Below are 7,262 nucleotides of genomic sequence, written 5' to 3'. Positions count from 1 at the left end.
GCCTAACTACGGATTGTGCATGATCATTTTGATCGGTCAACCGATAAACGCCTTAACTGATCAGCATTAGGGCTTAACGCCCCTTCTATTCACATCAATTTGATTAAATTGCTGCGTTTCTGAATTCTCTTACAAATTGCTTAACAGGCATATCGTTACAACGTAAGTTGCGAACCTGTTGGTTATTCAAACGTAGGTGATTAACGCCGTGACGTACAGCATCTAAGCATAACTCAGTCGCGGTATCTGTTTTTTCAGCGATTAGCTCAACTTTCTTTTCTTGCTTTTGCGAGCGCTTTGCCGCTTTTGCAAACTCACGGATATCTTCACCGTTACAGTGGATGCTTGGTGAGAAGCGAGAAATAAATAGGCCTAGTGATGCAGCTTCTTTACGCGCTGCACTGAAACCTTGCTCAGCTGCAACAGCACATACTTTTGTCGCTGGTGATGCGTCAGCTTGAGTGAACTCAACCTGTGAAGCAAAAGCCGTTGTAGAAACCAAAGAAACTAGACCAAAGAAAGAGAGAGATTTAAGCATAATATACCCTAATTGAACGATTCGGCGCGGATTATAATTACAACGATGAATATGTAAACAGCTAAATCATGCATTTTTGGTTATTTAATGATCTATTTACACTAAGCTAAAATTATCGTTATCCTCACGCTAAACTTGTGCAAAATTTAACAACTGACACCATGCTTGTCAGCTGACTGAAGAAGTAATTTCACCCAAGCGCTGACCCTCTCGTTTTTAAGTGATAAACTTTGCCAAATAACAGCAAGAATCTAAAGAGAGCGCTATGAAAATTGTTTCGTTTAATATAAACGGCCTCAGAGCTAGACTGCATCAATTACAGGCATTGATTGAAAAACACCAACCTGATGTCATTGGACTACAAGAAATTAAAGTCCATGACGAAGCTTTTCCTATCGACGATGTAGAAGCGCTTGGCTACCATGTTTACTTCCATGGCCAAAAGGCGCATTACGGTGTGGCACTACTCTCCAAGAAACCTGCAAAAGCTATCCAAAAAGGCTTCGCAACGGATACTGAAGAATCACAACGTCGCATGATCAGCGGTACGTTTGAAAGCGATTCAGGTAACGAAGTTACCGTTATGAATGGTTACTTCCCTCAAGGTGATAACATCAGCCATGAAACTAAATTTCCGTATAAAAGACAATTTTATGCAGATCTCATGACCCACTTGAATGATTTTGCCGATCCTCAATCTAACCTTGTTGTCATGGGCGATATTAATATTTCTCCACTGGATGCAGATATTGGTATTGGTGAGCAAAACCGCAAGCGTTGGTTAAAAACAGGTAAGTGCTCGTTCCAACCAGAAGAGCGCGAATGGTTAAAAACACTGCTAGATTGGGGCTTTAAAGATACATTTAGAGAGTTAACACCTGATGCAACCGAAAAGTATTCGTGGTTTGACTATCGCTCTAAAGGGTTTGATGATAACCGAGGTCTGCGCATAGATGTGGTTCTAGCAACTGCTCCTTTAACTGCGAAATGTATTGAAAGTGACATAGATTACGAATTGAGAGGAATTGATAAGCCCTCGGATCACGCACCTATTTGGGCAACTTTCGACATTTAATCGCCCGCTTTTCCGCCGAGACTTTGAATTCAGTGCTCGGCATATACTAAAATCACCAACTTAAAAACTGGATAGAAACGTGACGTTTATCGCTGCCCTTGGGTTATTTTTACTCAGTTTTCATCGCAAAGAATATCAGCAATTGTTACAAGTGCCTGCCAGACAAACTGGTGTATTTAGCTGTGCGGTCGTGCTTACATTCCTTTGGCAAATAAAAGCAGGTATCTTACCTGAGTTGAACATTCATATTCTTGGAATAACCGCAGTAACGTTAATTTTGGGTTGGCGGCTAGGCGCGCTGAGTGCGACTTTGTCCTGCCTCGTCCATGGTTACTTTAGTGCTTTTACTTTGGTGGAGTTTAGCAACTTTTGGCTATTCACTGCACTGATACCTGTCTACTTAAGCTATGGGCTTTTTGCCCTTTGCTATCACCATTTACCGCGGCACTTTTTCGTTTATATTTTTGTTTGTGCGTTTATTTTCGCAGGGACGGTGGGCTGTTTAAAGATACTTCTAAGCGCATTCTATTATTATGCAATCGATACCTATACTTGGTATCAGTTGGCAGACAATTATCTCCATTTTGCTGTGATAATGTGGTTCCCGGAAGCCATGTTAAATGGCATGGCCATCACCTTACTCATTACATATCGCCCACATTGGGTAAAAACTTTTTTTGATAGGGAATACTTAGACAAATGATCTCCCACTACCTCTGTCCACTGTGTAAACTACCTTTATATCAAGGTGGTGCAAGCTACAGCTGCAATAATAATCATCAATTTGATATTGCCAAAGAAGGCTATGTCAACTTACTGCCCGTACAAAATAAAAAATCAAAACAGCCGGGCGACAACCAAGAAATGGTTGCAGCGCGTCGAGCATTCTTCGAAACCGATCATTATCATTTTCTACGTGATAGGCTTGCACAAATCGTCTCTGAAAAAGCGCCGGCTACCCTGCTGGACTTAGGATGTGGTGAAGGCTTTTACACCCATGAAATCGCAAATCGCTGCGAAAATGCCAAAGTCTACGGGGTCGATATCGCAAAGCCTGCTGTCCGTTATGCCGCTAAACGCTATCCTCAAGTAGAATTTAGCGTAGCCTCCATCAAAGAGGCTCCTTTTGAAAATGAATTTGCAGATGTGATTGTGAGTATTTTTGCGCCAGTGTTCGCCGAGGAGCTCGCCCGTCTATGCAAACCATCAGGCAGTTTGTATGTCGTCTCACCCGGCGAGCATCATCTATTCGAACTCAAGTCTCTGATTTATGACAATGTAAAGCTACACAAGGCACCAGAAACACCACAAGGGTTTGAGTTGGTTGAACGGACTAAATTACAACAAACACACAGAATGGAATTTGAGTGCGTTGAACACTTAATCATGATGACGCCATTTGCTTGGAAATTTAAGCAACAACACATCGACAGATTACAAAAGATGGACCATATCGAAATCACGCTCTCGTTTTTGATAAACCAATATCAGCGCAAGTAACCCAACATCAGATCACCCATTATGAGCAAATCGCTGCCTACTTGCTTGGTAGGCAGGAAAACAGAAACTACAGATTTTCTTGCGTAAACGCTTTGTCCATTTTATCGAACATATCTTTTAGTAATTGCGCTAAATCTCTATATCTAGGCTTTCTTGAGGACAGGGGCGTATCGTAGCCATTGGCAACCATCTTTTGATGCAGTTCTGTATACCAAGAATACAAAGCCGGATTTAACGGCGTTTCANAAAGCCATAATAACCCTTGGACAGGAAGCGATAAAAAGAACAAAGCAATCGCAATGGCTTGCGGCAGATATTGAAAACCCAATTGGCTGGTCTGCAAAAACAGGGTAAACACCGCCAGCATAGGCATTGTATTTAAAGCAAGTTCTGTCGCCTTGATCACCCTAAATTCGGGGAACAACGGTGCTAATTCCTTGCGCATAGGCCACTCTTTCGAGTATTGACGTCCAAGTTGCACTTGCGAAATAAGACTTTTTTGCATCATAACTCCTAGGTGCTAACTTTTATATAAAAAATGAGGTAAAATCGACGTCTTTACTGTCAACTATACCTTAGTCTAAATGCGTAGCTTATATGCGCTATAGCTTTAAGCTTAATACGCAATAACTGTTATTGTCAAAACGGAAAGTCATTATGTCATCTCAGCATGTTTTGGTTCTTAATTGTGGAAGCTCCAGTCTTAAGTTTGCAATCATCGATAACGCAACGGGAGAGGAGATATTATCAGGTCTGGCTGAACGCCTAGCTGAACAATCACCACAAATTAAATATAAGTTCCAAGGCAACAAGGAAATCGTGCCCCTCAATAGTGGTGATGCGCACCAAGTTGCGATCACAACGCTTGTAAAACTCATCAAAGATCTCGCGTTAGACGCAAATCTTGTTGCTGTCGGCCACCGCGTGGTACACGGCGGTGAGCGTTTTACACAATCTGTCATTATCGATGACTCCGTTCTCACTGCTANGCTAGTCTGGCACCTTTACATAATCCAGCTAACCTACTAGGTATCCGCGCAGCTCAAGCCGCATTTGCGCATCTACCGCAAATTGCTGTCTTTGATACGGCTTTCCATCAAAGTATGGATCAAACAGCGTACCTTTATGCCCTACCCTATTCACTATATCGTGAGCATGGTGTTAGACGTTACGGTTTCCACGGCACCAGCCATGCTTATGTATCGGCGCAGGCCATCGAGATTTTAGGCTTAAAAGATAAGCCATCTCGTATTATTACCGCACACTTAGGCAATGGTTGTTCCGTTACCGCAATTAAAGACGGTAAATCGCTGGACACCAGCATGGGCTTAACTCCATTAGAGGGTCTAGTGATGGGCACCCGAAGTGGTGATATTGATCCGGGCTTGTTCTCGTTTTTAGTTAACCACCTGAACTATTCAACACAGCAAATTGACACCTTGTTGAATAAACAAAGTGGCCTTTTAGGGATTAGTGAGCTTTCTAACGATTGCCGAACGATTGAAGAAGCTGCACAGGAAAACCACCCTCAAGCAACGCTGGCGCTTGATATTTTCTGTTATCGTTTAGCCAAACAAATTGCTAGCTTCTTGGTACCACTAAACGGTTTAGATGCACTTGTATTTACCGGTGGAATTGGCGAAAACTCTGACATTATCCGTGAAAAAGTAGTGAACCAGCTTAACTTCCTTGGCATGCATATCAATAAAGAGCGTAACCTCAACGCACGCTTTGGTAATCAAGGTGTGATCACTGATGAGTCTCACTCTCCTGTCGCTATGGTCATCCCAACCAATGAAGAGTGGGTGATTGCCAACGATGCAGCCACGCTTGCTAAAGGAGTGTAATGATGGGTCGTCGTATTATGCTTATTCCCATTTCTACGGGCGTTGGTTTGACGTCGGTGTCTGTAGGAATCGTCCGAGCACTGGAACAAAAAGCGGTAAAAGTAAACTTCTTTAAGCCAATTGCACAACCTCGCAAAGATGAAGTCGGCCCTGAAAAGTCAACGTTGATCGTTCAGCAAGGTTCTACCATTGCCCCACCTACGCCGTTTGAGCTGAGCTACGCTGAGCAAATGATAGGTGATGGTAAAGGCGATGATTTGTTGGAAGAAATTGTGGAGCGCTTTGAAGGCACAGTACAAGACGATGAAGTTGCCATCATTGAAGGAATGGTTCCCACCCGTCGTCAACCTTACGCTGGCCGTGTAAACCGCGAGATTGCACAAACATTAGGTGCAGATATCGTGTTTGTCTTAACGCCGGGTAATGACTCTATCGACGAGCTTGAAGACCGCTTAGAAATTGCTGCTGGCAACTATGGTGGTGTAAACCACCCTCGCGTATTGGGTTGTATTTTCAATAAAGTGAATGCACCGCTGGATGAAGATGGCAGAGCGCGCGCCGATTTGGTTGATCAATACAAACCAGAAGAGCTTGAAAACGAGATGAATCGTTTAGCATCGCTGCCTATTTTCAGAAAACACCCATTTCAACTTTTAGGTGCCATACCATGGGACTTTGACTTAGTTGCGCCGCGAGTTATCGACTTAAGCAATTATTTAAAAGCCGAAATCATCAATGCGGGTGATATGGAACACCGTCGTCTGCGCCGTGTTACTTTCTGTGCAAGAACGGTATCGAACATTCTTAATCACTTTACGCCTGGAGCCTTATTGGTTACTCCTGGCGATCGTTCGGATATCCTAGTAGCAGCGTGTTTGTCGGCCATGAATGGCACCAAGATTGGCGCTATCTTGTTAACTGGTGGATTCAAACCAGAAGAGAAGATCATGACCTTATGTGAGCAAGCGATGGATACAGGTCTGCCCATTCTCGCTACTGAGGCTGATACTTGGCGCACCTCGTTACTGTTACACAATTTCAATATGGAAGTGCCAAGCGATGACGAGCAGCGCATCGAGCGCGTAAAGCAGCACAACGCCCGCCACATCGATAACGAGTGGCTGGAAAGTTTGGCTAAAGGGGTCGGTAAAATCCGCAAACTCTCCCCTCCTGCGTTTCGTTATCTGCTAACTGATTTAGCTAGACGTGCAAGCAAAACCATTGTGCTGCCTGAAGGTAATGAGCCGAGAACGATTAAGGCGGCTGCTATCTGTGGTGCGCGAAATATCGCTAAAACCGTACTGCTTGGAGATAGAGAAGAGATTGAACGCATCGCCCAGCAACAAGGTGTTGAGCTGAATGAAAACGTGACTATCTTATCTCCTGAAGAAGAGCTGCAAAAATACATTGCGCCAATGGTTGAGCTACGTAAAAACAAAGGCCTAACCGAGGTCGTTGCGGCAGAGCAACTGCAAGATAACGTCGTGCTCGGCACCATGATGTTAGCCGAAGGCCAAGTTGATGGCTTAGTATCTGGTGCGGTAAATACCACCGCCAATACTATTCGCCCACCACTGCAGTTAATCAAAACGGCACCAGGCGCGTCGTTGGTAAGCTCAGTATTTTTCATGTTGCTACCGGACCAAGTGCTAGTATACGGTGACTGTGCAATTAACCCAGATCCAACGGCAGAGCAGTTAGCCGATATCGCAATTCAATCTGCAGATTCCGCTGCGGCATTCGGCATTGAGCCTCGCGTTGCCATGATCAGCTACAGCACAGGAACATCTGGACAAGGTGCAGACGTAGAAAAAGTGCGTGAAGCCACCGAGATCGCACAAAAGAAACGCCCTGATCTCGATATTGACGGGCCGCTGCAATACGATGCCGCCATTATGGAAAATGTCGCACGTAAAAAAGCACCAAACAGCAAAGTCGCTGGTAAAGCAACGGTATTTGTCTTCCCAGATCTAAATACGGGTAACACCACATACAAAGCGGTACAGCGAAGTGCTGAACTTGTCAGCATCGGACCTATGTTACAAGGTATGCGTAAGCCGGTTAACGATCTAAGCCGCGGGGCTTTGGTTGATGACATAGTATACACCATTGCCTTGACTGCTATTCAGGCTACACAAATCGAAGAATAATCTTTATACCAAGGGCTCAATGCATGAGCCCTTTTCTTTTTCATCTCACTAATCCTTTCTTTTGCCTAGAATTCGGGCGAACGCTCTGGTCTTTAAATTGACTTCGCTATACTATGAATTATACCAATTGGTATTTTTCCAAAAACAAGGGT

6 protein-coding genes and 1 pseudogene are annotated in these 7,262 nt (G+C 44.0%); 5 read left to right on the top strand and 2 right to left on the bottom strand.

Annotation, left to right across the window (positions count from 1 at the left end; all coding sequences use genetic code 11):
- Window positions 1–103: 103 nt before the first annotated feature.
- Window positions 104–538, bottom strand: coding sequence for an exonuclease III (locus tag CKO50_RS13490; RefSeq protein WP_095728575.1), 435 nt, complete (start codon window positions 536–538; stop codon window positions 104–106).
- 265 nt (window positions 539–803) lie between these two features.
- Between CKO50_RS13490 and xthA the strand changes: the two genes are divergently transcribed.
- The 3 genes from xthA (at window position 804) to rlmA (ending at window position 3,113) form a co-directional block, all read left to right on the top strand.
- The gene (gene xthA / locus CKO50_RS13485) at window positions 804–1,613 is read left to right on the top strand and encodes an exodeoxyribonuclease III (RefSeq protein WP_095728574.1); all 810 of its coding nucleotides are present in this window, start codon (window positions 804–806) and stop codon (window positions 1,611–1,613) included.
- 79 nt (window positions 1,614–1,692) lie between these two features.
- Entirely contained in the window at window positions 1,693–2,316 is a 624-nt protein-coding gene (locus CKO50_RS13480) for an energy-coupling factor ABC transporter permease (protein ID WP_095728573.1), read from the top strand.
- Window positions 2,313–3,113 (top strand): 23S rRNA (guanine(745)-N(1))-methyltransferase, encoded by an 801-nt coding sequence (rlmA, locus tag CKO50_RS13475; protein ID WP_095728572.1) that lies wholly within the window; start codon window positions 2,313–2,315, stop codon window positions 3,111–3,113. The genes CKO50_RS13480 and rlmA overlap by 4 nt, the downstream gene beginning before the upstream one ends.
- Before the next feature lie 67 nt (window positions 3,114–3,180).
- Here rlmA and yfbV read toward each other — a convergent pair whose 3' ends face one another.
- On the bottom strand, window positions 3,181–3,618 hold the full coding sequence (gene yfbV, locus CKO50_RS13470) for a terminus macrodomain insulation protein YfbV (RefSeq protein WP_095728571.1): 438 nt from the start codon (window positions 3,616–3,618) through the stop codon (window positions 3,181–3,183).
- Between the two features lie 152 nt (window positions 3,619–3,770).
- Between yfbV and CKO50_RS13465 the strand changes: the two are divergent.
- Together CKO50_RS13465 and pta are read left to right on the top strand one after the other, a co-directional pair.
- Window positions 3,771–4,960 (top strand): annotated as a pseudogene (locus CKO50_RS13465) (acetate kinase).
- 2 nt (window positions 4,961–4,962) lie between these two features.
- The gene (pta, locus tag CKO50_RS13460; RefSeq protein WP_176474664.1) at window positions 4,963–7,110 is read left to right on the top strand and encodes a phosphate acetyltransferase; all 2,148 of its coding nucleotides are present in this window, start codon (window positions 4,963–4,965) and stop codon (window positions 7,108–7,110) included.
- Window positions 7,111–7,262: the final 152 nt, after the last annotated feature.

Origin of the sequence: Pseudoalteromonas sp. HM-SA03, assembly GCF_002289345.1 — a bacterium.
In the GTDB taxonomy this organism is placed as follows: Bacteria; Pseudomonadota; Gammaproteobacteria; order Enterobacterales; family Alteromonadaceae; genus Pseudoalteromonas.
This window is presented reverse-complemented; position numbering and strand designations above follow the sequence as displayed.

What these genes read in the sequence shown, in the direction of transcription:
- CKO50_RS13490 (WP_095728575.1), bottom strand. Translation starts at nt 538, where the DNA reads ATGCTTAAATCTCTCTCTTTCTTTGGTCTAGTTTCTTTGGTTTCTACA.
- xthA (WP_095728574.1), top strand. Translation starts at nt 804, where the DNA reads ATGAAAATTGTTTCGTTTAATATAAACGGCCTCAGAGCTAGACTGCAT.
- rlmA (WP_095728572.1), top strand. Translation starts at nt 2,313, where the DNA reads ATGATCTCCCACTACCTCTGTCCACTGTGTAAACTACCTTTATATCAA.
- pta (WP_176474664.1), top strand. Translation starts at nt 4,963, where the DNA reads ATGGGTCGTCGTATTATGCTTATTCCCATTTCTACGGGCGTTGGTTTG.